A 25038-nucleotide genomic window follows, 5' to 3' on the forward strand; every position below is an offset into this window, starting at 1 on the left:
CCCCGACCTGTTCCATCCCATCGGCCACGCCCGTCGCGTGGCCCCATCCCCTCATGGGAGGCTCAGTGAGAACCACGTTCGTGCGCCGAGGTCTGGGCGCGGTGCTGCCTCTGGCCCTGGCGTGGACCATGGGCGCCGGCCTGCTCGCACAACCGGCCGCCGCCCTGCCCGGTACGTCCGCACCGGCCGCGCGCACCGCGGCGCCCGGCGGGCAGGACACCGGTCCGGCGCCCACGCCACAGACCGCCACCGCCGACAGCGCACACGTCGGCAAGGGGCGGCAGGAGCCGTCCCGCATACCGCCGTTGGCGGCGAGCAAGGACGCGCTCCGGCAGGACGGCGGGACGCAGAGCTCGAAGAAGCCCGCCGATGTCGCCGCCGCCTGCGACGCCTCCGACTTCACCGGCCGCACCGGCAGCGCGCTGGTCCGGCAGATCAAGGCCTCCACGACCGACTGCGTCAACACCCTGTTCGAGCTGACCGGGAGCGACGCCCACGGCGCCTTCCGGGAAGCCCAGATGGCCTCCGTCGCGTACGCGGTCCGCGACGGTTCGGCCTCCTATCCCGGCGACTCCACCACCGGAATGCCGCAGCTCGTGCTCTATTTGCGGGCCGGCTACTACGTCCAGTACTACAACCCGGACGCCGTGGGCGCGTACGGCGACGCGCTGCGGACCGCGATCCGCTCGGGCCTGGACGCCTTCTTCGCCAGTCCTCGCTCCCGGGACGTCACCGACGCCAACGGCGAGACCCTCGCCGAGGCCGTCACCCTCATCGACAGCGCCGAGGAGAACGCCCGCTACATCCCTGTGCTGCGGCGGCTGCTGGCGGACTACGACGCGTCGTGGAACACGTCCCGGCCGATGCTCAACGCCGTCAACAACGTGTACACCGTGACGTTCCGCGGCCACCAGGTGCCCGAGTTCGTGACGGCCGTGCGGGCGGACCCCGGCCTGCTCGACTCGCTGTACCGCTTCGCCTCCGACCACCTCGCGCTCCTCGGGACCGGCCAGTCCTACCTCACGTCGAACGCCGGGCGTGAACTCGGCAGGTTCCTGCAGCACTCCGCGCTGCGCGCCGAGGTCCGCCCGCTGGCGTCCGGCCTGCTCGACGCGAGCTCGATCACGGGCGCCACGGCGCCGCTGTGGGTCGGCGTCGCCGAGATGACGGACTACTACGACAAGTCCAACTGCTCGTACTACGGCACGTGCGACCTCCAGGCGCGACTGGCGCGGGCCGTACTGCCGGTCACCCACGTCTGCGGCCCGACCATCACCATCAGGGCGCAGCAGATGACCTCGGGCGAGCTGTCCGCGAGCTGCACGAGCCTGCGCGAGCAGGACGCCCACTTCCACGAGGCCGTCAAGGACGACGGTCCCGTCGCCGGCGACCGCAACGACACCATCGAGGTCGTGGTCTTCGACTCCAGCACCGACTACCAGACCTACGCCGGTGCCATGTACGGCATCGACACCAACAACGGCGGCATGTACCTGGAGGGCGATCCGGGTGCCGTCGGCAACCAGGCCCGCTTCATCGCCTACGAGGCCGAGTGGCTGCGCCCGGACTTCCGGATCTGGAACCTCAACCACGAGTACACCCACTACCTCGACGGCCGGTTCGACATGTACGGCGACTTCGACGCCAACGTCGCCACCCCGACCATCTGGTGGATCGAGGGCTTCGCGGAGTACCTCTCCTACTCCTACCGCGGCGTCGTCTACGACGAGGCGATGGCGGAGGCCGGCAAAGGCACCTACGCCCTGAGCACCCTGTTCGACACCACCTACGGCCACGACACGACGCGCGTCTACCGCTGGGGCTACCTCGCCGTCCGGTACATGCTGGAGAGGCACCCCGCCGACATGGCGACGGTGCTCGGCCACTACCGCTCCGGCGACTGGAACGCGGCGCGCGACCACCTCACCCGCACCATCGGGACGCGGTACGACGCCGACTGGTACACCTGGCTCGCCGGCTGCGCCGCGGGCGACTGCGGCTCCGTGACCGAGTGCGCCGCGCCGGACACCCGGGCCCTCGACCGCGACTGCCGGCGCGGCAACCGGTCCGGCGCCGCGGGGGCCGACGACTACCTGTACCTGTACCTCCCGTCCGGCGTGCACCAGCTGGAGATCACCGTCTCCGGCGGCACGGGTGACGCCGACCTGTACTACAGCGACAGCGGCTGGGCCACCAGCACCAGCCACACCAGCAGCTCGACCGGTGCGGGCAACAGCCACACCCTGACCGTCACCGATCCCCCGGCCGGCTACCACTACGTCACCCTGCACGGGGCGGAGAGCTTCTCCGGCGTCACCGTGGCCACCCGGTACTGACCGCGGCTCCGCCTCCCGCGCACCGGTGCGCGGGAGGCGGAGCGAGGTCGCTCAAAGGGTGAAGCCCGCCGGGTAGGGGTCCGACGGGTCGAGCAGGTACTGGGCGGTTCCGGTGATCCAGGCGCGTCCGGTGACCGACGGGAGGACGGCCGGGCGGTCCCCGACCGTCGTCTCGCCGAGGACGCGGCCGACGAAGCGGGAGCCGATGAACGACTCGTTGACGAAGTCCCGGCCGGCCGGCAGCAGACCGCGGGCGTGTAGTTGCGCCATGCGCGCGCTGGTGCCCGTGCCGCAGGGCGAACGGTCGAACCACCCGGGATGGATCGCCATGGCGTGCCGGGAGTGCTCCGCGGTCGATCCGGGCGCTTCCAGGTAGACGTGGTGGCACACGTCGATCCCGGGGTTCTCCGGGTGGGCCACCGGGTTCTGCGTGTTGATCGCGTCCATGATGGCCAGCCCGGCGTCGAGCATGCGCTGTTTCTCCGCCCGTTCGAACGGGATCTTGAGGTCCTCCAGCCGGACGAAGGCGTAGAAGTTGCCGCCGTAGGCGATGTCGTAGCGCACCGGCCCGTACCCGTCGACGTCGACGACCTGGTCGAGGGCGTGGCAGTACGAGGCGACGTTCTCCAGGGTCACCGATTCGGCGTGGCCGTCGCGCACCCGGACCCGGGCCGTGACCAGTCCGGCGGGTGTGTCGAGTCGTACGACTGTCTCCGGTTCGACGGCCTCGACCATGCCCGTCTCGACGAGGACGGTGGCGACGCCGATCGTGCCGTGTCCGCACATCGGCAGGCAGCCGGAGACCTCGATGTAGAGGACGCCGAAGTCGGCGTCCGGGCGGGTCGGGGGCTGGAGGATCGCGCCGGACATCGAGGCGTGGCCGCGCGGTTCGCACATGAGCAGGGTGCGCAGGTGGTCGCGTTCCGCGACGAAACGCTGCCGTCGCTCGAACATCGTCGCCCCGGGGAGTACACCGACACCGCCCGTGATCACGCGGGTCGGCATGCCCTCGGTGTGGGAGTCGACGGCGTGGTAGCAGACCTTCGAACGCATCGTCAGTTGACCCCGGCGTCGATGAGGGCCTGGGTGGTGGCGCGCACGGCGGCCTCCGTCTGCGGGGTGAGCGGCTGCCTCGGCGGCCGGCACGTGCCGCCGCGCCGGCCGGTCATGTCCTGGCCGAGCTTGATGGCCTGGACGAACTCCGTCCTGCTGTCCCAGCGCAGGACCGGGTGCAGTTGCCGGTAGAGCGGCAGGGCGGTGTCCAGGTCACCGGCGAGCGAGGCCTCGTACAGTGCGAGGCAGGCGCGGGGGAAGACCTGCGGGTATCCGGCGACCCAGCCCTTGGCGCCGGCGATGCCGACCTCCAGGACCGTGTCGTCGGTGCCGATCATGAGGTCGAGGCCGGGGGCCAGTTCGGAGATCTCGTAGCAGCGCCGGACGTCGCCGGAGAACTCCTTGACGCCGACGATGAACCCCTCGGCGTGCAGTTTGGCGAGCAGTTCGGGGCGCAGGTCGACCTTGGTGTCGATGGGGTTGTTGTACGCGGTGACGGGGAGGCCGGCCGAGGCGACCAGCTCGAAGTGTTCGAGGACCGCGCGGTCGTCGGCGCGGTAGGAGTTGGGCGGCAGGCACATGACCGCCTGGCAGCCCGCGTCCTTGGCGAACTCGGCGTGCCGCCTGGCCTCCGCACCGCCGTAGGCGCCGACGCCCGGCATGACGGTGAATCCTTCGGGGGCGGCGGCGAGGGCCGTCTCGACGACGCGGTCGCGCTCGTCGTACGTCAGTGTCTGGTACTCGCCGAGCGAGCCGTTCGGCGCGACTCCGTGCAGTCCCTCCTCGGCGAGCCGGGCGACACTCTGCGCGTAGGCGCCGTAGTCGACCGTGAGATCGGCGTTGAAGGGCAGGCTCGTGGCGACGATGACGCCGTGCCAGGGCTTGCGGTGCTGCTCACTCATGTGCTGCTCCTTCTGTTCCGTCTGTTGCTTCTGTGTTCTCACCGGCGTGGTCCAGGTCGGCGAGGGCGCCGAGGGTGACGGGGGTCGCGATGAGCCGTTCGGTGGGTGTGTAGGCCTGGTGCGGCGCCACGAGGCAGTGCACCGCGGGCCCGCAGATCCGGCCCTGGCACCACCCCATGCCGGCCCGGGTCAGTTGTTTGACCTGCCGGTGGTCGTGGGCCCCGCCGTCGGCGCGGGCGGCGCGGACCGCGCCCGCGGTCACCTCCTCGCACCGGCACACGACGGTGTCGTCGGTCAGCCACCGGGACCAGGCCGGCGGGATCGGGTGGGCCCGGCCCATGGCCCGGGCGAAGGCTCGCTGCCCGGTCACCGTGGCGCGCACCGCGGCCAGGCGCTTCCTCCCCAGGACGGGGGCGGCTCCCCCGTCGGTGAGGACCGACTCGGCGGCGAGGCGGCCCTCGGCGAGCGACAGGCGCGCTCCGCCCACCCCGCACACCTCGCCCGCCGCGTAGAGCCCGGGCACGGTGGTGCGCTGCCCGGCGTCGACGGCGACGACCGCGTTGCCGTCGCCGGAGTCGGTGAGGTCGCAGCCGAGCGGGACGAGCGGGACGAGCAGGTCGAGCTGGGGTGCGAAGCCCCACCCGACGCCCACGGCGTCGACCTCGACGCGTCGTTCCGTGCCCGGGCGGGGGCTGCCGTCCGGTGCCAGGGAGGCGATCCGGACCGAGGAGACGCGGTCGGTGCCCTCGGCGGCGACGATCGCCGTGCGCGGGCGGATCCGGACGCGGTGGCGGGCGAGCGCGGCGCCGTACCGTGCCCCTTCGGCCCACTTGGCGGGGTTGCGCAGCAGCGGACCGGGCGACCGCAGCCAGGCCCGCGGGTCGGCGGCCTCGCACACGGCGACCACTTCGGCGCCGCGGGCCGCGAGTGCGGCGGCCACCGGCAGCAGGAACGGGCCGGTGCCGCCCAGGGCCACGCGGCTGCCCGCCACCACTCCGCCGCCCTTGAGCAGCGCCTGCAGGCCGCCGACGGTGAGCACACCGGGCAGGTCCCAGCCGGGGAAGGGCAGTTGACGGTCGTAGGCCCCGGTCGCCACCAGCAGGCGTGGCGCGCGCAGGACCACGGCGGTCTCCTGGGGCGCTCGGCGCCGGTCGACGGCGTGCACCGTGAAGCCGTCGCCGTCGCCGTCGCCGTCGCGGGTCACGGACCAGACGTGGTGGGCCAGGCGCAGGTCGAGCCGGCCTCGCGCACCGGCCGCCGACAACGCCCGGCGCAGGGCGCGGTACTCGCGCAGCCCGTGGTGGAGGCCGGCGGTCGGGATCGCCTGTCGTGCGTGATCCGGCGGGTGCCGCCAGTACTGGCCGCCCACGGCGCCGCCCGAGTCGACGAGGGTGACGTGCAGGCCCCCGGTCAGGGCAGTGGCCGCCGCGGCCAGGCCGGCCGGCCCCGCTCCCACCACGACGAGGTCCGCCGTCTCACTCATCGCCGTTCTCCTGTGTCTGTGTCGTGACGGTCATGCCCGCGCGGGCCGGTATCAGGCAGGCCCGCTGCCCGCCCACTCCGTCGACGGTCACCAGGCAGTCGAAGCAGACGCCGATCCCGCAGAAGACGCCGCGGGGACGGCGTCCGACGCGGGTGGTGCGCCAGGCGAGGCGGCCCGCGGCCACGAGGGCCGCGGCGACGGTCTGTCCCTCGACGAACCCCAGCGGTTCGCCGTCGACGCTGATCCGGCTCACTGGGCAGCACCTTTCGGGGTGAGGAAGCGGTCGGGCAGCAGTCCGGTGTGCGCTGCCGGGTCGGCTCCCCGCCAGGGGCGGCCGAGCAGATGGGCCGTCACCAGGGCACCGGTCGCGGGTGCCAGTCCGATGCCGGCGCCCTCGTGACCGCAGGCGTGGACGACGCCCGGGACGCGCGGGTCCGGGCCGACGACCGGCAGGTGGTCCGGGCAGTACGGCCTGAATCCCCGGTAGGTCCGGATCAGGTGGGTGTCCCGCAGGAAGGGGAAGAGCGCGCACGCCTGTGCGGCGAGGCGGGTGACGACGGCGGGGTTCAGCGTCGTGTCGAAGCCGACGCGTTCGCGACTGGCGCCGATGAGGACGGTGCCGCCGCGGGTTCCCTCGACGACGCACGAGGTCTCCAGGCCGGCGTCCGAGGAGGCGACGTTCGCGACGTAGTCGGCGGAGTACACCTTGTGCCGGACCATCGGCGGCAGCGGTTCGGTCACGAGGACGAAGCCCCGGCGCGGCAGCACCTCCACGGGCGCGCCGAGCCGGCGGCCGACCTCGCCGCCCCAGGTGCCGGCGGCGTTGACGACGGCGTCGGCGGGCAGCAGGTCACCGGCCGCCGTCCGGACACCGGTGACCTCGCCGTCGCGGCCGGTGACCGCGGTGGCGACCTCGGCCGTCCGGGTGCGGGCTCCGCGCTCCACGGCCGCGCGCAGCAGGGCCGCCGCCGCCAGCACGGGCTGCACCTGGGCGTCCTGCGGGTAGTGGACGCCGCCGGGGATGCCCGGGGCGAGGTGGGGTTCGAGTTCGCGGACGCGGTCGACCGGCTCGACGCGCACCCCTGCCGCCGCCTGCCGGGCGGCGAACTCGCCGAGCGCCGCGAGCCCTTCGGCCGTACTCGCGACGACCAGGCCTCCCTTGGGCTCCAGTTCGAAGGAGTCCGCCCCGAGTTCGTTCCCGGCCTCGTCCCACAGCGTGCGGCTCAGGCGGGCCAGGTCGAGTTCGGGTCCCGGTTCCTTGTCGGAGAGCAGGACGTTGCCCTCGCCGCGGCTCGTGGTCCCGGCACCGACGGGCCCGCGGTCGACGACCGTGACGTCCAGGCCCGCCGAAGCGGCGTGGAAGGCGCATGCGGCACCGATCACGCCCCCGCCCACGACGACGACCTTCAGGGCCATCGACCCCTCCTCAGTAAAATGTCACATGCCATCGCTCGTCGCTCAGGCTATACATCCGGCCTCCTGGAACACAACGGCTCGTCAGCGTCCGGGAGTGACCGGAGAGCCTTGCATGATTCATAAATTCATATTTAATTTGGACGCTGGTCCGTGAGCCGAGCCGGGAGGCCCCCCTTGAAGATCACCCGCATCGAGACCTTCGCCGTGCCGCCCCGATGGCTGCTGTGCCGGGTGGAGACCGACGAGGGCGTCGTCGGCTGGGGCGAGCCCGTCGTCGAGGGGCGGGCGGCGACCGTACGCACCGCGGTGCACGAACTGGCCGAACTGCTCATCGGCCAGGACCCGTCGCGCATCGAGGACCACTGGCAGGTGATGACGAAGGGCTCCTTCTACCGGGGCGGCCCGGTGCTCTCCAGCGCCGTCGCGGGACTCGACCAGGCCTTGTGGGACATCGCGGGCAAGAGGTTCGGCGTCCCCGTCCACGTACTGCTCGGCGGCCCGGTGCGCGACCGCGTGCGCGCCTACAGCTGGGTGGGCGGCGACGAGCCCGCCGAGGTGGCGGACGCCGTCGCCGCACAGGTGGAGGCCGGCTTCACGGCGGTCAAGATGAACGCGTGCGGCAGGATGAACCGGCTGGCGACGACCCGCGACATCGACGACCTGGTGGGGCGCGCCGCCGCGGCACGGGAAGTACTGGGACCCGACCGGGACTTCGCGGTCGACTTCCACGGGCGTTTCACGGTGGCCAACGCACGCAAGGTGCTGCCGCGGCTGGCGCCCTTCAACCCGCTCTTCGCCGAGGAGACGACGCTGCCGGAGTACACCCACCTGCTGGGTGACCTGGTGACCGCCTCACCGGTGCCCCTCGCCACGGGCGAGCGCCTGTACTCCCGCACCGACGTGCTGCCCGCCCTCCAGGCCGGGATCGCCGTCCTGCAACCCGATCTCTCCCACGCGGGCGGGATCTCCGAGGTGCGCCGCATCGCCGCGCTCGCGGAGACCTTCGACGTCCCGGTCGCACCGCACTGCCCCCTCGGCCCGGTCTCCCTGGCGTCCAGCCTGCAGATCGCCTTCAGCACCCCCAACTTCCTCATCCAGGAGCAGAGCATCGGCATCCACTACAACCGGGGTGCCGAGGTCCTCGACTACGTCGTCGACCCGGAGGTGTTCCGCTTCCACGACGGGTGCTTCCTGCGGCCCACCGCGCCGGGCCTCGGCATCGAGGTCGACGAGCGTGCCGTACGGGCGGCCGACGGCAGCGTCCCGGCCTGGCGGGGGCCCGTGTGGCGGCATCCGGACGGCTCGTTCGCCGAGTGGTGAGCAACCCCGCCGGACGTCGTACCGCCCCAGTGACCGTGCCCGCAGCCGACAACTCGCACCGGAGCCCCTCCATGGAACTCACCGACTTCACCACCCGGCTGGGCCGCGACCGGCTCGCCGCCATCGTGCGCGGACGCTCGGCGGACGCCGCCCTGCGCACCGTGCTCGCACTCGTCGAGGAAGGCGTCGGCCTCGTCGAGGTCTCCCTCAACACCGAGGACGCCTGCGGCGTGATCGCCAGGGCCGTCCGCGAGGTCGGCGCGGACGCGTTCGTCGGCGCCGGCACGGTCGTCACGCCCGGCGATCTGCGACGGGCCCTGGACGCCGGCGCCACGTGGGTGGTCACCCCGTCCGGCGGTGACGTGGTCGCCGCCGCGGCGCGGCAGGGCGTGCCCGTGGTGGCGGGCGCCCTGACCCCCACGGAGGCGGTCGCCGTCATGGCCGCGGGCGCCACCGCGGTCAAGCTCTTCCCCGCCTCGCTGGGCGGACCGGCCTATCTCCGGGCCCTCAAGGACCCGTTCCCCGACATGCCGTTGGTGCCGGTCGGCGGGGTGGACGCGGACCTCGTGCCGGAGTACTTCGCGGCGGGTGCCCTCGCGGTCGGTGTCGGGTCGCCCCTGGTCGGCGACGCCGCGCACGGTGGTGACCTGGACGGGCTGCGCGAGCGGGCCCGCCGGTTCCGTTCGGTGTGCCGGGCGGAGGGCGCCGCATGACGGCCGACGTCCTGACCTTCGGCGAGACGATGCTGTCCCTGCAGACCGAAGGCCCGCTGAGCACCGGGGCACCGGCCCGCACCACGGTGGCCGGCGCCGAGTCGAACGTCGCCGTCGGACTGGCCCGCCTCGGCCACCGCGTCGCCTGGGCGGGCCGCCTGGGCGCGGACGAACCGGCCCGTCTGGCCCTGCGGACCCTGCGCGGCGAGGGCGTCGACGTACGGCACGCCACCACCGACCCCGAGGCACCGACAGGTGCCCTGATGCGGGAACGCCTCGTCGGCGACGTGGCCCGCGTGCACTACTGGCGCACCGGGTCCGCCGCCTCCCGGCAGCGGCCCGAGCACCTGACCCCCGCCCTGGCCGAGGGCGCCCGCGTCCTGCACGTCACCGGCATCACCTGTGCGCTGGGACCCGGCCCGCTCGCGACGGTGACCGAGGCGGTCGCCCACGCACGCGCGCACGGCTGGACGGTGGTGCTGGACGTCAATCACCGGGCCCGGCTGTGGAGCGCCGAGGAAGCGGCGGCCGTCCTGCGCCGGCTGCGCGGCGGCATCGACGTCGTGATCGCCTCCGACGACGAACTGCCCCTGATCGCCGGGGACGACGACACCGACGAAGCCGGGCGGGTGGCCCAGGCACTGGCCGCCGGAGTGCGCGAAGTGGTCGTCAAACGGGGCGGCGACGGTGCCGGACTGTACCGCGCCGACGGGCACCGTCTGGAGCAGCCCGCGCCGCGCGTGCCGGTGGTGGACACGGTCGGCGCCGGGGACGCCTTCTGCGCCGGTTACCTCTCGGGTCTGCTGGACGGGCTCGCACCGGCCGACCGCCTGGGTCGTGCGGTCACCACCGGCGCCTTCGCGGTCGCCGCCCGGGGCGACTGGGAGGGCCTGCCGCACCGCGACGAACTGGCCGTGCTCAACGCCCCGCCGGGCGGCGCCATACGCTGAGCGCACCGAGTCCCGGCGAGCGACCCCGTGAGCCGCTCCACCGACGAGTCACCCTCAGGAGAACCACATGGCGTCCTACTCGGGCCGCGGCGTGCACGGACAGGTGGTGCACCGGCTGGGCGCACGCATCGTGGGCGGCGAGATCGCCGAGGGCGAGATCCTCGACATCGGCGCGCTCGGGGCGGAGCTGGACGTGAGTCTGACGGTGATGCGGGAGGCGCTGAAAGTGCTCGCGGGCAAGGGACTGACCGACGCCCGGCAGAAGCGCGGCACCTTCGTCCGGGAGCGCGCCCACTGGAACCTCCTCGACGCCGACGTGATCCGCTGGCGGATGGAGACCGGCGACGCCGGTCCGCTGCTGCGCGACCTCGCCGACGTACGATCCGTCGTCGAGCCCGCCGCCGCGCGCCGGGCCGCCCTGCACCGTACGGACGCCGACCTGGCGGCCCTGGAGAGCGCCCTCGACGCCATGGGGCGGACCGGCCTGGGCCCCGCCGCCGCCGCCGAGGCGGACGCCGCCTTCCACCGGGCCCTGCTCGCCGCCACCGGCAACGAGCTGCTGCGCAGGATGGACCTGCTCCTGGAACCGGGGCTCAGGGAACGCGACCGGCTGGTCCACGCCCACGAGGACGCCGACGACCCGGTCCCGAGCCACCGCGCGGTCCTGGACGCCGTGCGGGACCGGGACCCGGCGCGGGCCGAGTCCGCGATGCTGGCCCTGCTCGCCAAGGCCGCGGCGGACCACGACCACCTCACGCGCGGCCCGCGGCACGACACCTGACGGGAACTGATCCACTGGGTGACTCGTCCTGACGGGCAGAGGACGACTGGACGGAAGACATGGTGGAGCAGGCGGAGGCACGGCCGCGACCGGGACCGGTGGCGCGGGCACGGGCCCTGACGGCACGGGTGCGGAGACGGGCGTCCCGGGTAGGGGGCCGGCCGGCCCGGTCGCGGGGCCGGGTGATCGCGGCGGCCGCCGCGCTGACGGCGGTCCTGCTCGTGTTCCACGGCGCGGTCCCCAACGCGGCGCTCGGGCTGGGCAGTCTGCTGGAGACGTTCCTGCCGTGGCTCGGTGCGGTGGTCGTGGTGCTGCTCGTCCTGGCGCTGATACGCCGGTCGGTGCTCGCGCTGGTGGCCCTCCTGCTGCCGGTCGCGGCCTGGACGTACCTCTTCGGGCCACTGCTGCTGCCCGCGCCGGAGCCCGGCGCCGACGACCTGGTCGTGGTCCAGCACAACGTCAGCGACGAGAACGACGACCCCGCGGGCACCGCCCGTGCCCTGGCCGGCGCGGAACCCGACCTCATCGCCCTCCAGGAGCTGGTGCCCCCGACCCTCGACGTGTACGCGCGGACCCTGGCCCCCGACTACCCGTACCGGACGGTCCAGGGCACGGTCGGACTCTGGTCGAAGCACCCGCTCACCGATGCCCGGCCACTCGACATCAAACCGCCCGGCATCACGGAGGAGTGGAACCGGGGTCTGCGGACGGTGGCCCGCACACCGCACGGCGAGATCGCGGTGTACGTCGCGCACCTGCCCTCGGTCCGCGTCGGCGCGGGCGGCCTGGCATCGGCCTGGCGGGACGAGAGCGCCGGGCTGCTGGGCGATGCCGTCGCGGCCGAGGAGCTGCGCCGGGTGGTGCTGCTGGGCGACCTCAACGGCACGGTCGACGACCGCGCCCTCGACCCGCTGACCACGCGACTGGACGTCGCCGAGCGGGGCGTCGCGTTCAGCTTCCCCGCCGCTTTCCCGGTGGCCCGGATCGACCAGGTCATGGCCCGCTCCGCGACCGTCGGCCACATCCGCACCCTGCCCGCCACCGGCAGCGACCACCTCCCGGTCGCCGCGCGGATCACGCTGGACTGAAGCGCATCACGCTGAACTGAAGGCACATACGCCCACACGTTTCACCTGCCGGGCGCAACGGCCGCAATCCGGCACGAGGGCAAGCCGCTTGCGGGGCTTGCGTTAGCCTTTCGTTGTGACGCGACGACTTGCTCAGGTGGCGAAGAAGGTTGGGGTCAGCGAGGCCACGGTCAGCCGGGTCCTCAACGGCAAGCCCGGGGTTTCCGAGGCGACCCGGCAGTCCGTGCTGAGCGCGTTGGACGTGCTCGGATACGAGCGGCCGACCCAGCTGCGGGGCGAGCGGGCGCGTCTGGTGGGGCTGGTCCTGCCCGAGCTGCAGAACCCGATCTTCCCGGCGTTCGCCGAGGTCATCGGCGGCGCGCTGGCCCAGCAGGGACTGACGCCGGTGCTCTGCACCCAGACCAAGGGCGGCGTCTCCGAGGCGGACTACGTCGAGTTGCTGCTCCAGCAGCAGGTGTCCGGCGTCGTCTTCGCCGGCGGGCTGTTCGCACAGGCCGACGCCCCGCACGACCACTACCGGCTGCTCGCCGAGCGCAACATCCCGGTGGTGTTGATCAACGCGTCGATCGACAACCTCGACTTCCCCTGCATCGCCTGCGACGACGCCGTGGCCGTCGAGCAGTCCTGGCGGCACCTGGTCTCCCTCGGGCACGAACGCATCGGCCTGGTCCTCGGCCCCTCGGACCACATCCCCTCGCGCCGGAAGCTGGCCGCCGCTCAGGAGGCGGCCGACGCCATGAACGCCGAGCTGCCCGAGGAGTTCGTGGAGCGGTCGATGTTCTCGCTGGAGGGCGGCCAGGCAGCCGCCTCCCGCCTCATCGACCGCGGCGTCACCGGCATCATCTGCGCCAGCGACCCCCTCGCCCTCGGCGCCGTACGCGCCGCCCGCCGCCGCGGACTGGCCGTCCCCCACGACATCTCCGTCGTCGGCTACGACGACTCCGCCTTCATGACCTGCACCGAACCCCCGCTCACCACCGTCCGCCAGCCCATCGAGGCCATGGGACGCGCCGCCGTCGACCTCCTCTGCGCCCAGATCCAGGGCACCGAGGTGCCGCACGGAGAGCTGCTCTTCGAACCGGAACTCGTCGTCCGCGGCTCCACCGCACAGGCCTCCGCCGAGTAGCGGCACAACTATCTCCGCAAGTTCTTGCGGTAGCTGACAGCGGCTTGCGGCTGTCCGACGTAGCCCGTGAAAACCCCTGATCCGGGGCTTGCTCCGGCTTCCTCTGCTGCCCCGCGGGGCTCACCACGGTTACACGCGTGCCAATTTCCACTGCTCCAGCCGTGGACGACTCAACAATTCTCTGCAACTCTCTGAGCGCTCAACGTAAATGACAGAGAACCGAGGCGGAGATCGGGGACAGATGAGAATCCGGAACTGGAGATCACGTGCCCTGTGCACGGTGGTCGCGACCAGTCTCCTGGCGTTGGGAGGTCCGCTGCTGTCGGCCACGGCAGCCGGTGGCCCCAACATCGCCGTGGGGGACCCCACGGCGGCGAGCAGCTCGCACGGCGAGTACGGCGCCGCCAACATCACCGACGGGAACCAGGGTTCGTACTGGCAGAGCGGCGGCGGCAGCCTGCCCCAGTGGGTGCAGACCGACCTCGGTGCCACCGAGCGGATCGACGAGGTCGTCCTGCGGCTGCCCGCCGGCTGGGAGAGCCGCGACCAGACGCTCTCCGTGCAGGGCAGCGCGGACGGCACCAGCTTCAGCACGCTGAAGAGCTCGGCCAAGTACACCTTCAGCCCGGGGTCGGGCAACACGGTCGCCGTGAGCTTCCCCGCCACCCGGACGCGCTACGTGCGGATCGACGTCACCGCGAACAGCGGGTGGCAGGCGGCCCAGCTCTCCGAGCTGGAGGTGCACGCGGCCGGGGAGTCGTCCGCGAACCTCGCCGCCGGACGCACGCTGACGGCGAGCAGCTCCACCGGGCAGTACACCCCCGGCAACGGCAACGACGCCAACAAGGCCACCTACTGGGAGAGCGCCAACAACGCCCTGCCGCAGTGGCTCCAGGCCGACCTCGGCTCCTCCCGCCGCGTCGACCGCGTCGTGCTGCGGCTGCCGGACGGCTGGCCGAACCGCAGCCAGACCCTGAAGGTCCAGGCGAGCGACAACGGCAAGGACTTCACCGACCTGACCGCCGCCGAGGCCCACGCCTTCGACGCGGCGGGCGGTCAGTCCGCCACCATCACCTTCGACGCCGCCACCACGCGCTACGTGCGCGTCCTGGTGACGGCCAACACCGGCCACCCGGCGGCCCAGGTCTCCGAGCTGGAGGTCTACGGCCCGGCGACCGGTGACACCCGGGCCCCGAGCGCACCGGCGAACCTCGCCCTCACCGAGCCAGCCACCGGTCAGATCAGGCTGACCTGGGACGCGGCCACCGACGACACGGCCGTCACCGGCTACGACATCTACGCCGACGGCGACCTGCTGACATCGGTCGCGGGCGACGTCACCACGTACACCGACACCCGGCCGGCCGGCACGACCGTCACCTACTTCGTGCGGGCCAAGGACGCGGCCGGCAACCAGTCGGCCGACAGCAACTCCGTGACCCGCCGCGCGGACACCGGCGACACCCAGGCGCCCACCGCGCCCGCGAACCTCGCCCTCACCGAGCCGTCCGCCGGACAGATCAAGCTGACCTGGGACGCCTCGACCGACAACGAGGGCGTCACCGGCTACGACGTCTACGCCAACAACCAACTTCGCAAGAGCGTCGCCGGTGATGTGACCACCTACACCGACACCCAGCCCGCGTCCGCGAACGTGACCTACTTCGTGCGGGCGAAGGACGCGGCCGGCAACCAGTCGGGCGACAGCAACTCCGTGACCCGCACCGGCAGCGGGGACGGCTCCAACATGGCCGTCGGTAAGCCGATCAGCGCCTCCTCCGTCATCCACACCTACGTCGCCGAGAACGCCAACGACAACAACACGTCCACCTACTGGGAGGGCGCCGCGGGCAGCTACCCGAACACGCTCACCCTGAAGCTGGGCGCCAACGCGGACGTCGACCGCGTCGTCCTCAAGCTCAACCCCGACACCAGCTGGTCGAAGCGCACCCAGCGGATCGAGGTACTCGGACGCGAGCAGGACGCGACCGGGTTCAGCAGCCTGGTGGCCGCGAAGGACTACGTCTTCGACCCGGCGAGCGGCGGCAACAGCGTGTCCGTGCCGGTCGGTGAGCGGGTCGCCGACGTGCGGCTCAGCTTCACGGCCAACAGCGGGGCGACGGCCGGGCAGATCGCCGAGTTCCAGGTGATCGGCACGCCCGCGCCCAACCCCGACCTGGAGGTGACGAAGCTGACCACCTCACCCGCCTCGCCCGTGGAGTCGGACGAGATCACCGTGTCCGCCACCGTCCGCAACAGCGGTGCGGCCGACGCCCCGGCGGGCGAGGTCGCCGTGCGCCTGGGCGACACCGAGGTCGCCACGGCCGAGGTGGGCGCGCTGAAGGCGGGTGCGCAGACCACGGTCGACGCCTCCGTCGGAGCCCGCGACGCCGGGTCGTACGAGCTGAGCGCGGTCGCCGACTCGGCGGACGAGATCACCGAGCAGAACGAGACCAACAACACCTATACGCGGCCCGAGCCCCTGGTGGTGAAGCCGGTCCAGAGCTCCGACCTGGTGGCCGCCGCGGTCACCACGTCCCCCTCCAGCCCGGCCGCCGGTGACGACGTGACCTTCAAGGTCGCGCTGAGGAACCAGGGCACCCAGGACTCGGCGGGCGGCGGCCACGAGGTGAAGATCGACCTCCTCGACTCCAAGGGCGCCACCGTCAAGACGCTGACCGGCGCGCACGACGGTGTCATCGCCGCCGGTTCGACCAGCCCCGCGGTGAGCCTCGGCACCTGGAAGGCGGCCAACGGCTCGTACACCCTGAAGGTCGAGGTCGCAGCCGACGCGAACGAGCTGCCGGTCAAGCGGGAGAACAACACCGCCACGCAGCCGCTGTTCGTCGGGCGCGGCGCCGACATGCCGTACGACATGTACGAGGCGGAGGACGGCACGGCCGGCGGCGGTGCGGAGGTGGTCGGTCCCAACCGGACCATCGGCGACATCGCGGGAGAGGCGTCCGGCCGCAAGGCCGTGCACCTCGACGAGACCGGTGAGTACGTCGAGTTCACCACCCGGGCCGAGACCAACACCCTGGTGACCCGCTTCTCGATCCCGGACGCCCCGGGCGGCGGGGGCATGAACTCCACCCTCAACGTCTACGTCGACGGCGTCATGAAGAAGGCGCTGCCGCTCACGTCGAAGTACGCCTGGCTGTACGGCGCCGAGGCGTCCCCCGGCAACTCGCCGAGCGGCGCGCCGCGGCACATCTACGACGAGGCGCACATCATGCTGGGCGAGACCGTCCCGGCGGGAAGCAAGATCCGGTTGCAGAAGGACGCCGCGAACAACACCGACTACGCGATCGACTTCGTCAACCTGGAGCAGGTCGCACCGGTGGCCAACCCGGACCCGGCGGCGTACGCGGTGCCCGCCGGATTCTCGCACCAGGACGTGCAGAACGCCCTCGACCGGGTCCGCATGGACTCCACGGGCAAGCTCGTCGGCGTGTACCTGCCGCCCGGCGACTACCAGACGTCGAGCAAGTTCCAGGTGTACGGCAAGGCGGTCCAGGTGGTCGGCGCGGGGCCGTGGTTCACGCAGTTCCACGCACCCTCGACGCAGGACAACACCGACGTCGGCTTCCGGGCCGACGCGAGCGCGAAGGGTTCGTCGTTCGCCAACTTCGCCTACTTCGGCAACTACACGACCCGCATCGACGGGCCGGGCAAGGTGTTCGACTTCTCCAACGTGTCGGACATCGTGATCGACAACATCTGGAACGAGCACATGGTGTGCCTGTACTGGGGCGCCAACACGGACCGGGTCACGATCAAGAACTCCCGGATCCGCAACACGTTCGCCGACGCCGTCAACATGACCAACGGCTCGACCGACAACCTCGTCTCCAACAACGACGCCCGGGCCACCGGTGACGACAGCTTCGCGCTCTTCTCGGCGATCGACGCGGGCGGCGCGGACATGAAGAACAACCTCTACGAGAACCTGACGTCGACACTGACCTGGCGCGCGGCGGGGCTCGCCGTCTACGGCGGCTACAACAACACCTTCCGCAACATCCACATCGCCGACACCCTGGTCTACTCCGGCATCACCATCAGCTCGCTGGACTTCGGCTACCCGATGAACGGCTTCGGCACCGATCCGACGACCTTCGAGAACATCTCGATCGTCCGGGCCGGCGGGCACTTCTGGGGCAACCAGACCTTCCCGGGCATCTGGGTGTTCTCGGCGTCCGAGGTGTTCCAGGGCATCCGGGTCAACAACGTGGACATAGTCGACCCGACCTACAGCGGCATCATGTTCCAGACGGACTACGTGGGAGGTCAGCAGCAGTACCCGATCAAGGACACGATCTTCACCGACGTCACCATCTCCGGCGCGCGCAAGAGCGGTGACGCGTTCGACGCCAAGTCCGGCTTCGGGCTGTGGGCCAATGAGATGCCGGAGGCCGGGGAGGGCCCGGCGGTCGGCGAGGTCGTCTTCAACAACCTGACGCTCGAGGACAACGCCGTGGACATCAGGAACACGACGTCCACCTTCAAGATCATCCGCAACCCATAGACCTGACCTGACCTTGTCGGACAGGTAGACGACTGGCGCAAGTCTCTTGCGAGACTTGCGCTAGTCTTGCGTATGTGACGCGACGACTTGCTCAAGTAGCGAAGAAGGTTGGGGTCAGCGAGGCCACGGTCAGCCGGGTCCTCAACGACAAACCGGGGGTTTCCGAGGCGACCCGGCAGTCCGTGCTGAGCGCGTTGGACGTGCTGGGCTACGAGCGGCCGACCCAGCTGCGGGGCGAGCGGGCGCGTCTGGTGGGGCTGGTCCTGCCCGAGCTGCAGAACCCGATCTTCCCGGCGTTCGCCGAGGTCATCGGCGGCGCGCTGGCCCAGCAGGGACTGACGCCGGTGCTGTGCACGCAGACGAAGGGCGGCGTCTCCGAGGCGGACTACGTCGAGTTGCTGCTCCAGCAGCAGGTGTCCGGGGTCGTCTTCGCCGGCGGGCTGTTCGCACAGGCCGACGCCCCGCACGACCACTACCGGCTGCTCGCGGAGCGCAACATCCCGGTCGTCCTTATCAACGCCTCCATCCCGGACCTCGACTTCCCCTGCATCGCCTGCGACGACGCCGTGGCCGTCGAGCAGTCCTGGCGGCACCTGGTCTCCCTCGGGCACGAACGCATCGGCCTGGTGCTGGGTCCGGGCGACCACATCCCCTCCCTGCGCCGGCTCCAGGCCGCCGTACAGGCCGCGGGCGGCTCGGTGGCCGAGGAGTTCGTGGAGCGGTCGATGTTCTCGCTGGAGGGCGGCCAGGCAGCCGCCTCCCGCCTCGTCGACCGCGGCGTCACCGGCATCATCTGCGCCAGCGACCCCCTCGCCCTCGGCGCCGTACGCGCCGCCCGCCGCCGCGGACTGGCCGTCCCCCACGACATCTCCGTCGTCGGCTACGACGACTCCGCCTTCATGACCTGCACCGAACCCCCGCTCACCACCGTCCGCCAGCCCATCGAGGCCATGGGACGCGCCGCCGTCGACCTCCTCTGCGCCCAGATCCAGGGCACCGAAGTCCCCCACCGGGAGCTGCTCTTCGAACCGGAACTCGTCGTCCGCGGCTCCACCGCACAGGCCTCCGCCAAGTAGCGACTGTCGAACAATTTCGAGATCAGCGCGAGATATTGCGTTCACCTGTCCGCGGTGGTTGAGATGTGCGGCGCCGCCGTCGCCGCCCGTCCGCAGGCGAGGCAGAATCGGGGCAGGAGGCGTGGGAGGAGGCGACGCGTGCGGGAGCGACCGTGGCGGCGCGAGGTGCGCCGCCCTGCGAAACCCCTCGTCAGCGGGCGCCGGGCGCTGCGAGGAGCTCTGCGGCCGATGACGGAGGCACTGGGCGCGCGACGCCGACTGGCCTGGCTGAACGAGGCCGGTACGTGGATCGGCACCACGCTGGACCTGCGGCGCACGGCGGAGGAGCTGGCCGCGTTCACCGTCCCGGAGCTGGCCGACGGCTCCGCGGTGGACCTGCTGGACACCGTGCTGCGGTTCCAGGACGGCGACCGCGTCCGAGGCAGCGAACCCCCGCGGCTCAGGGCCATGGCGGTGGCGGAGATCGACGGCCTGGACCTCGCGCCGGACCCGGTCGGCGAGCTGTCCGTGCACAGCGCCGACCGGCTGGGCCTCAAGTGCCTGACCACGCGCGAACCGGTGCTGATCGCCCGGATGACACGGGCGGACTACGCCGTCGTCGCGCCGACCGCCGAGTCCGCCGACGTCATGCGGCGCGCGGGAGTCCACTCGTACCTGGTGGTTCCGCTCGTCGCCCGCGGGGTGCTGCTGGGGCTGGCGGACTTCGTCCGGGCCGGCAGCCGGGCGCCGTTCACCGAGGGCGACGTGGCGCTGGCCATGGAGCTGGCGTCCAAGGCGGCCGTGTCCATCGACAACGCCCGGCTCTACGGGAGGGAGCGCGAGCACGTGGTCACGCTCCAGCGCGCGCTGCTCCCCCGGTCCAGTCCGAGCACTCCGGGGCTCGCGGTCTCCTCGTGCTACGACCCGGCCGCCGATCCGGCCGCCGTGGGCGGTGACTGGTTCGACGTGGTCGCGCTGCCCAGCGGGCGCACCGCGCTGATGGTGGGCGACGTGATGGGGCGCGGGCTCGCGGCCGCCGCGACCATGGGACGGCTGCGCACGGTGGCCCGCACTCTGATGGCGCTGGACATCGCGCCCGAGCGGCTGCTGGCCCGGCTCGACCTGGCCGCCCGTGACCTGGAGGAGGACCAGTACGCCACCTGTCTGTGCGCGGTCTACGACCCGTACGGCTCCGCCTTCCGCATCGCCAGCGCCGGTCATCCGCCGCCGCTGCTCACCGGCGCCGACGGAACCGCCGCGTATCTGGACGTGCCCGCCGGGGCGCCGCTGGGCGCCGGGGTGATCCCGTACGACCCGGTGGACGTTCCCGCGCCCGGGGGGAGCCGCCTGACGCTGTACACGGACGGCTTGATCAGGTCGCGGACCGCCGGGCTCGCCGACCGGATGGAGCGGCTGCGCGAGGCGGCCGGTGGCGCCGTGCCCGAGGGCGGCGCGGTGTGCCGGGCGGTCACCGAGCGGGTGGGGAGCGACCGGTCCGACGACGCGATCGTCCTGGTCGCGGGCGCCCGTCCGCTGGGTCCGGACGGTGACGTGTTCGTACGGACGCTGCCGCCGGACGGCAAGGCTGCCGGACAGGCGCGGACGACGGTGCGCGAGCAGTTGGTGAAGTGGGGACTGGAGGAACTGGTCGACACCACCGAGCTGGTCGTCAGCGAGCTGGTGGGCAACGCCCTGCGGTACGGGAACGCCCCGGGCGAGCTGCGGCTGCTGCGGGACGAGCGGCTGTCGGTGGAGGTCTCCGACTCCGGGCCGGACCTGCCGCAGATCCAGCACGCGGACGTGAGCGACGAGAGCGGGCGCGGTCTGCAGCTGATCAACATGCTGTGCCGGCGCTGGGGCTCGTGCCGTACGCCGTCGGGGAAGGTGGTCTGGGCCGAGCAGGACCTGCCCGTGCGGGCCGGTGCCGCCCGGCCGCACGGGCAGTAGCCCCCTTGCCCCTCGCCCGTCCGTTATGCCGCCTTCTCCATCGTCCGCCGCCCGAACTGGGTGCGGTGGAGCTGGGCGTAGCGGCCGCCGGCCGTGAGGAGTTCGTCGTGCGTGCCGCGCTCCACGATGCGGCCGGCCTCGACCACCAGGATCTGGTCGGCCGCCCGGACGGTGGACAGCCGGTGCGCGATGACCACGGCGGTCCTGCCCTCCAGGGCCTCGGTCAGGGCCTCCTGGACGGCCGCCTCGGAGGTGTTGTCGAGGTGGGCGGTGGCCTCGTCGAGGATGACGACGCGCTGGCGGGCCAGCAGCAGCCGGGCGATGGTCATGCGCTGGCGCTCCCCGCCGGAGAGCCGGTAGCCGCGCTCGCCGACCACGGTGTCGAGGCCGTCGGGCAGGGACCGTACGAGGTCGGTCAGGCGGGCGCGGCGCAGCGCGTCCCACAGTTCGGTGTCCAAGGCCTCGGGCCGGGCCAGGAGCAGGTTGGCGCGGACGGTGTCGTGGAAGAGGTGGCCGTCCTGGGTGACCATGCCGACGGTGTCGCGCAGGGAGCGGGCGCTGAGGTCGCGGACGTCGACGCCGCCGATGCGCACGGTGCCGCCGTCGGTGTCGTACAGGCGCGGCAGGAGCTGGGCGATGGTGGACTTGCCGGCGCCGGAGGAGCCGACGAGGGCGATGGTCTGGCCGGGTTCGGCGCGGAAGGAGAGGCCGTGCAGGACCTCGTCGCCGCCCCGGGTGTCCAGTGAGGCGACCTCTTCGAGGGAGGCCAGGGAGACCTTGTCGGCGGAGGGGTAGCCGAAGCGGACGTCGTCGAACTCGACGGCGACCGGGCCGTCGGGGACCGGGTCGGCGTCGGGCTTCTCGTCGATGAGCGGGGTCAGGTCCAGGACCTCGAAGACCCGCTCGAAGCTGACGAGGGCGCTCATGACCTCGACGCGGGCCCCGGCGAGCGCGGTGAGCGGCGCGTACATGCGGGTGAGCAGCAGCGCCAGCGCGACGACGGCGCCCGCGTCCAGGGTGCCGCGCAGGGCGAAGAAGCCGCCGAGGCCGTAGACGAGGGCCAGGGCGAGGGCGGAGACCAGGGTGAGGGCGGTGATGAAGGCCGCCTGTGCGGTGGCGGTACGCACGCCGATGTCGGCGACGCGGCGGGCGCGGTCGGCGAACTCGGCCGACTCCTCCTCGGGACGGCCGAACAGCTTGATCAGCGTGGCGCCGGGTGCGGAGAAGCGCTCGGTCATGCGGGTGCCCATGGCGGCGTTCAGGGTGGCGGCCTCGCGCTGCATGCGGGCCATGCGGCGGCCCATGCGCCGGGCGGGGAGTACGAAGACGGGGAGCAGGACCAGGGCGAGCAGGGTGATCTGCCAGGAGAGGGTGAGCATCACGGCGAGGGTGAGGACCAGTGTGACCAGGTTGGTCACCACGCCGGAGAGGGTGTTGCTGAAGGCGCGCTGGGCGCCGATGACGTCGTTGTTGAGACGGGAGACCAGTGCGCCCGTACGAGTGCGTGTGAAGAACGCGACCGGCATGCGCTGCACATGATCGAACACAGCCGTGCGCAGATCGAGGATGAGTCCCTCCCCGAGCATGGCCGACAGCCTCCGGGAGAGGATGCCGAGGCCCGCCTCGGCGACCGCGATCAGCGCGATCAGCAGGGCGAGCCGGACGACCGTGCCCTCGTCGCCGCCCGACACGATCGTGTCCACGACGCGCCCGGCCAGCACGGGAGTGGCGACGGCGAGGAGTGCGGTGACCACCCCGAGCAGGACGAACCGGGCGATACGGCGGCGGTGCGGGCGGGCGAAGGCGCCGATGCGGCGCAGCGTCGCGCGGGCGAGGGGGCGGCGGTCCTGCTCGGCGTTCATGACGCTGTGCAGCTGGGTCCAGGCTGTGGTCTCCATGCTCATGCGAGTGACGGTAGAACCTCGAGTTTCCTTGAGGTCAAGCGCCGGGGAGCGGGCCGGCCGCCCGCGGTCCGTAAACCGTCGTCCGCGCGTCGGTCATCCGTAGTTGGCGCGGCTCGGGGAATCTCTTGTGGTGTGACAGCGGTGGAGATCCCCCAGGAGTCCGTTCCCGTGCCCGTGCCCGCCCCCGTCCGCCGGGACGGCCGTGCCCGGCTGGTCCGGCGGGTGTGCTGCGTGCTTCCGCTGCTGCTGGTCGCCGTGGTCGCGGTGCGGCACCGGTCGGTGCTGGCGGAGGGCTTCGGTCATCTCGGCACGGCCCGGTGGCCCTGGCTGCTGGCGGCGGCCTGCGCCACCTGTCTGACCTGGGTGGCGGCGGCCTGCACCCGGCAGGGTGCGGTGGTCCGGCGGCTGCCCCGGCGGCGGCTGCTGGCCACGCAGTTCGCGGCGGGCGCGGCCAACCACCTGCTGCCGACGGGGCTGGGGGCGAGCGCGGTCAACCTGCGGTTCATGGCGGTGTGCGGGCTGCCGCTCGCCCGCTCCTCGGCCGCCCTCGCCCTGTACCTGCTGGCGGAGAGCGTCGGCCGGGTCGCGCTGCTGGGCGCCCTGCTGCTCGCGTTCCCCGGCGCGCTGCGGCTCGGCACGCTCGTCCCCGACGGCGCCGTGGGGCCGCTGCTGATCGCGGCGGGGGCGGTGCCGGTCGTCGCGGCAGGCGTACTGGCGCTGGTGCCGCGGCTGCGCGGGGCGGTGGAGTCGTTCCTGCGGACGGCGCTCGGGGAGGCTCGTTCGGTGCACGCCCGCCCGGCGCGGGCGCTGGCGCTGTGGGGCGGGGCGCTCGCCTTCCCGGCACTCCAGACGGCGGCGCTGGTCCTGGTGGGGAAGTCGCTGGCGCTCGACGTGCCCGTCGGGCACATGGCGGTGGCGTACCTGGCGGCGACGGTCGCGGTCGCGCTGGTGCCGACGCCGGGCGGCATCGGTTCGGTCGAGGCGGCGCTGGTCGTGGCGCTGGTGGCGGCGGGCGGGCCAGCGGCCGTGGCCACGGCGGTGGTGCTGGCCTTCCGGCTGCTGACGGTCTGGCTGCCGTTGCTGCCGGGGGCGCTGACGCTGGCGGCGCTGGTACGGATGCGGGTGATCTGAACCCGGCCACCGTGGCGCCCCACGCTCCCGCCCCTCGGCGCGGTACGGAGCACCGCCCGGAATGCGGCAGGATGAACGCTCGCCCTGGTCGAACTGCCTTGCGGACCGGGGCAGTCATGCCAACCGACATCCCGAGGTGACCGGTGACCGAAGACCTGACCATGGACCACCTGGTGCCCGCCGGCATCTGGCTGGCGGCCGGCCTGGTGGCGGCGTTCCTGCTGCGCGTGCTGCTGCGCTGGCTGGCGGGGCACGCCGGGCGCACCCGCTGGAGCGGCGACGACGTGATCGTGGCCGCACTGCGCACGGTGGCGCCCTGGGCGGCGGTCGCGGGCGGCGTGGCGGTGGCCGCGGCGGCGCTGCCGCTGACGCGGACCGTGCAGCACAACGTCAACCAGGTACTGACGGTCCTGCTGATCTTCGTGACGACCGTCTCGGCGGCCCGGGTGATCGCCGGTCTGGTGCGGACGCTGACCACGTCCCGGTCCGGGGTCGCCGGATCGGCCACGATCTTCGTCAACATCACCCGCATCCTGGTGCTGGCCATCGGCTTCCTGGTGATGCTCCAGACGCTGGGCGTGTCCATAGCGCCGCTGCTCACCGCCCTCGGTGTCGGCGGTCTCGCGGTCGCGCTGGCCCTCCAGGACACGCTGGCCAACCTCTTCGCGGGCATCCACATCCTGGCCTCGAAGACCGTGCAGCCGGGCGACTACATCCAGCTCGACAGCGGCGAGGACGGCTACGTCGAGGACATCAACTGGCGGCAGACCACCGTCCGCGAGCTGTCCAACAACCTGGTCGTGATCCCGAACAGCCAGCTCGCGAAGTCGAACATGACCAACTTCATGCGGCCCGAGCAGAAGCTCACCATCCTGGTGCAGGCCGGCGTCGCCTACGACAGCGACCTGGACCATGTGGAGCGGGTCACGACGGAGGTCGTGGCCGAGGTGATGACGGAGATCGCCGGGGCCGTCCCGGACCACGAGCCCGCCGTCCGCTTCCACACCTTCGGCGACTCCCGGATCGGCTTCACGATCATCCTGGGCGTCGGCGAGTTCAGCGACCAGTACCGGATCAAGCACGAGTTCATCAAGCGCCTGCACAAGCGGTACCGCGCGGAGGGCATCCGCATCCCCGCGCCCGCCCGCACGGTCGCCCTCCAGCAGGGCGGCGCCGCGTTCCCGCAGCAGCGCACGGGTGAGGACACTCCCGCGCACCTGTGATCGTCCAGGTGTTCGGCGGGGGTCGCGCGGCCGGTTGTCCGGAATCTCCGTACGGCCCCTGTCGAGCCCGGGTCGATCAGGA

General features: G+C 72.4%; 18 protein-coding genes. 12 read left to right on the forward strand and 6 right to left on the reverse strand.

From position 1 onward, the window contains the following. The first annotated feature begins 65 nt into the window (after positions 1 to 65). Entirely contained in the window at positions 66 to 2336 is a 2271-nt protein-coding gene (locus KUM03_RS29880; RefSeq protein ID WP_374225403.1) for a collagenase, read from the forward strand. Between the two features lie 51 nt (positions 2337 to 2387). On the opposite strand, the gene KUM03_RS29885 is transcribed toward KUM03_RS29880, so the two are convergent. From KUM03_RS29885 to KUM03_RS29905, 5 genes are read right to left on the reverse strand one after another with little or no spacing between them, the layout of a single operon-like run. After that, the gene (locus KUM03_RS29885; RefSeq protein ID WP_217253412.1) at positions 2388 to 3389 is read right to left on the reverse strand and encodes a proline racemase family protein; all 1002 of its coding nucleotides are present in this window, start codon (positions 3387 to 3389) and stop codon (positions 2388 to 2390) included. Between the two features lie 2 nt (positions 3390 to 3391). Further along, positions 3392 to 4291 (reverse strand): dihydrodipicolinate synthase family protein, encoded by a 900-nt coding sequence (locus tag KUM03_RS29890; protein WP_217253414.1) that lies wholly within the window; start codon positions 4289 to 4291, stop codon positions 3392 to 3394. Beyond that, entirely contained in the window at positions 4284 to 5774 is a 1491-nt protein-coding gene (locus KUM03_RS29895; RefSeq protein WP_217253416.1) for an NAD(P)/FAD-dependent oxidoreductase, read from the reverse strand. Before KUM03_RS29895 ends, KUM03_RS29890 begins: the two co-directional genes overlap by 8 nt. Continuing rightward, positions 5767 to 6027, reverse strand: coding sequence for a (2Fe-2S)-binding protein (locus KUM03_RS29900; RefSeq protein WP_217253419.1), 261 nt, complete (start codon positions 6025 to 6027; stop codon positions 5767 to 5769). Before KUM03_RS29900 ends, KUM03_RS29895 begins: the two co-directional genes overlap by 8 nt. Next, the gene (locus tag KUM03_RS29905) at positions 6024 to 7190 is read right to left on the reverse strand and encodes an FAD-binding oxidoreductase (RefSeq protein WP_217253421.1); all 1167 of its coding nucleotides are present in this window, start codon (positions 7188 to 7190) and stop codon (positions 6024 to 6026) included. Before KUM03_RS29905 ends, KUM03_RS29900 begins: the two co-directional genes overlap by 4 nt. 174 nt (positions 7191 to 7364) lie before the next feature. On the opposite strand from KUM03_RS29905, the gene dgoD reads away from it, so the two are divergent. From dgoD to KUM03_RS29950, 9 genes are all read left to right on the forward strand, one after another. Next, entirely contained in the window at positions 7365 to 8510 is a 1146-nt protein-coding gene (gene dgoD / locus KUM03_RS29910) for a galactonate dehydratase (RefSeq protein WP_217253423.1), read from the forward strand. 71 nt (positions 8511 to 8581) lie between these two features. Beyond that, positions 8582 to 9223 carry a bifunctional 4-hydroxy-2-oxoglutarate aldolase/2-dehydro-3-deoxy-phosphogluconate aldolase gene (locus KUM03_RS29915; protein WP_217253425.1) on the forward strand — a complete coding sequence of 214 codons (642 nt, stop codon included), beginning with the start codon at positions 8582 to 8584 and terminating at the stop codon, positions 9221 to 9223. Beyond that, a complete protein-coding gene (locus KUM03_RS29920) occupies positions 9220 to 10173 on the forward strand; it encodes a sugar kinase (RefSeq protein ID WP_217253429.1) in 954 nt (317 codons plus the stop codon). The genes KUM03_RS29915 and KUM03_RS29920 overlap by 4 nt, the downstream gene beginning before the upstream one ends. 67 nt (positions 10174 to 10240) lie before the next feature. Beyond that, the gene (locus KUM03_RS29925; RefSeq protein ID WP_217253431.1) at positions 10241 to 10954 is read left to right on the forward strand and encodes a FadR/GntR family transcriptional regulator; all 714 of its coding nucleotides are present in this window, start codon (positions 10241 to 10243) and stop codon (positions 10952 to 10954) included. A gap of 59 nt (positions 10955 to 11013) precedes the next feature. Next, the gene (locus KUM03_RS29930; RefSeq protein WP_217253432.1) at positions 11014 to 12042 is read left to right on the forward strand and encodes an endonuclease/exonuclease/phosphatase family protein; all 1029 of its coding nucleotides are present in this window, start codon (positions 11014 to 11016) and stop codon (positions 12040 to 12042) included. Positions 12043 to 12157: 115 nt separating this feature from the next. Next, positions 12158 to 13168 (forward strand): LacI family DNA-binding transcriptional regulator, encoded by a 1011-nt coding sequence (locus tag KUM03_RS29935; protein WP_217253435.1) that lies wholly within the window; start codon positions 12158 to 12160, stop codon positions 13166 to 13168. 241 nt (positions 13169 to 13409) lie between these two features. After that, positions 13410 to 17696 (forward strand): discoidin domain-containing protein, encoded by a 4287-nt coding sequence (locus KUM03_RS29940; RefSeq protein ID WP_217253437.1) that lies wholly within the window; start codon positions 13410 to 13412, stop codon positions 17694 to 17696. A 74-nt stretch (positions 17697 to 17770) separates the two neighbouring features. Then, on the forward strand, positions 17771 to 18772 hold the full coding sequence (locus tag KUM03_RS29945) for a LacI family DNA-binding transcriptional regulator (protein ID WP_217253439.1): 1002 nt from the start codon (positions 17771 to 17773) through the stop codon (positions 18770 to 18772). Between the two features lie 138 nt (positions 18773 to 18910). Then, positions 18911 to 20698 (forward strand): SpoIIE family protein phosphatase, encoded by a 1788-nt coding sequence (locus KUM03_RS29950; RefSeq protein WP_217253442.1) that lies wholly within the window; start codon positions 18911 to 18913, stop codon positions 20696 to 20698. Between the two features lie 23 nt (positions 20699 to 20721). Here KUM03_RS29950 and KUM03_RS29955 read toward each other — a convergent pair whose 3' ends face one another. Then, a complete protein-coding gene (locus KUM03_RS29955; RefSeq protein ID WP_217254066.1) occupies positions 20722 to 22596 on the reverse strand; it encodes an ABC transporter ATP-binding protein in 1875 nt (624 codons plus the stop codon). 237 nt (positions 22597 to 22833) lie between these two features. Here KUM03_RS29955 and KUM03_RS29960 point away from each other — a divergent pair, with 237 nt between their 5' ends. Both KUM03_RS29960 and KUM03_RS29965 read left to right on the forward strand, forming a co-directional pair. Then, positions 22834 to 23733, forward strand: a complete 900-nt coding sequence (locus KUM03_RS29960) for a lysylphosphatidylglycerol synthase domain-containing protein (protein WP_217254067.1) — start codon at positions 22834 to 22836, stop codon at positions 23731 to 23733. A gap of 161 nt (positions 23734 to 23894) precedes the next feature. Next, positions 23895 to 24956, forward strand: a complete 1062-nt coding sequence (locus tag KUM03_RS29965) for a mechanosensitive ion channel family protein (RefSeq protein ID WP_254400125.1) — start codon at positions 23895 to 23897, stop codon at positions 24954 to 24956. The last annotated feature ends 82 nt before the right edge of the window (positions 24957 to 25038 follow it).

The organism is Streptomyces sp. AC602_WCS936, from assembly GCF_019049125.1.
GTDB lineage: Bacteria > Actinomycetota > Actinomycetes > Streptomycetales > Streptomycetaceae > Streptomyces.

What these genes read in the sequence shown, in the direction of transcription:
- KUM03_RS29885 (WP_217253412.1), bottom strand. Translation starts at nt 3,389, where the DNA reads ATGCGTTCGAAGGTCTGCTACCACGCCGTCGACTCCCACACCGAGGGC.
- KUM03_RS29890 (WP_217253414.1), bottom strand. Translation starts at nt 4,291, where the DNA reads ATGAGTGAGCAGCACCGCAAGCCCTGGCACGGCGTCATCGTCGCCACG.
- KUM03_RS29895 (WP_217253416.1), bottom strand. Translation starts at nt 5,774, where the DNA reads ATGAGTGAGACGGCGGACCTCGTCGTGGTGGGAGCGGGGCCGGCCGGC.
- KUM03_RS29905 (WP_217253421.1), bottom strand. Translation starts at nt 7,190, where the DNA reads ATGGCCCTGAAGGTCGTCGTCGTGGGCGGGGGCGTGATCGGTGCCGCA.
- KUM03_RS29915 (WP_217253425.1), top strand. Translation starts at nt 8,582, where the DNA reads ATGGAACTCACCGACTTCACCACCCGGCTGGGCCGCGACCGGCTCGCC.
- KUM03_RS29920 (WP_217253429.1), top strand. Translation starts at nt 9,220, where the DNA reads ATGACGGCCGACGTCCTGACCTTCGGCGAGACGATGCTGTCCCTGCAG.
- KUM03_RS29925 (WP_217253431.1), top strand. Translation starts at nt 10,241, where the DNA reads ATGGCGTCCTACTCGGGCCGCGGCGTGCACGGACAGGTGGTGCACCGG.
- KUM03_RS29930 (WP_217253432.1), top strand. Translation starts at nt 11,014, where the DNA reads ATGGTGGAGCAGGCGGAGGCACGGCCGCGACCGGGACCGGTGGCGCGG.
- KUM03_RS29940 (WP_217253437.1), top strand. Translation starts at nt 13,410, where the DNA reads ATGAGAATCCGGAACTGGAGATCACGTGCCCTGTGCACGGTGGTCGCG.
- KUM03_RS29955 (WP_217254066.1), bottom strand. Translation starts at nt 22,596, where the DNA reads ATGGAGACCACAGCCTGGACCCAGCTGCACAGCGTCATGAACGCCGAG.
- KUM03_RS29965 (WP_254400125.1), top strand. Translation starts at nt 23,895, where the DNA reads ATGGACCACCTGGTGCCCGCCGGCATCTGGCTGGCGGCCGGCCTGGTG.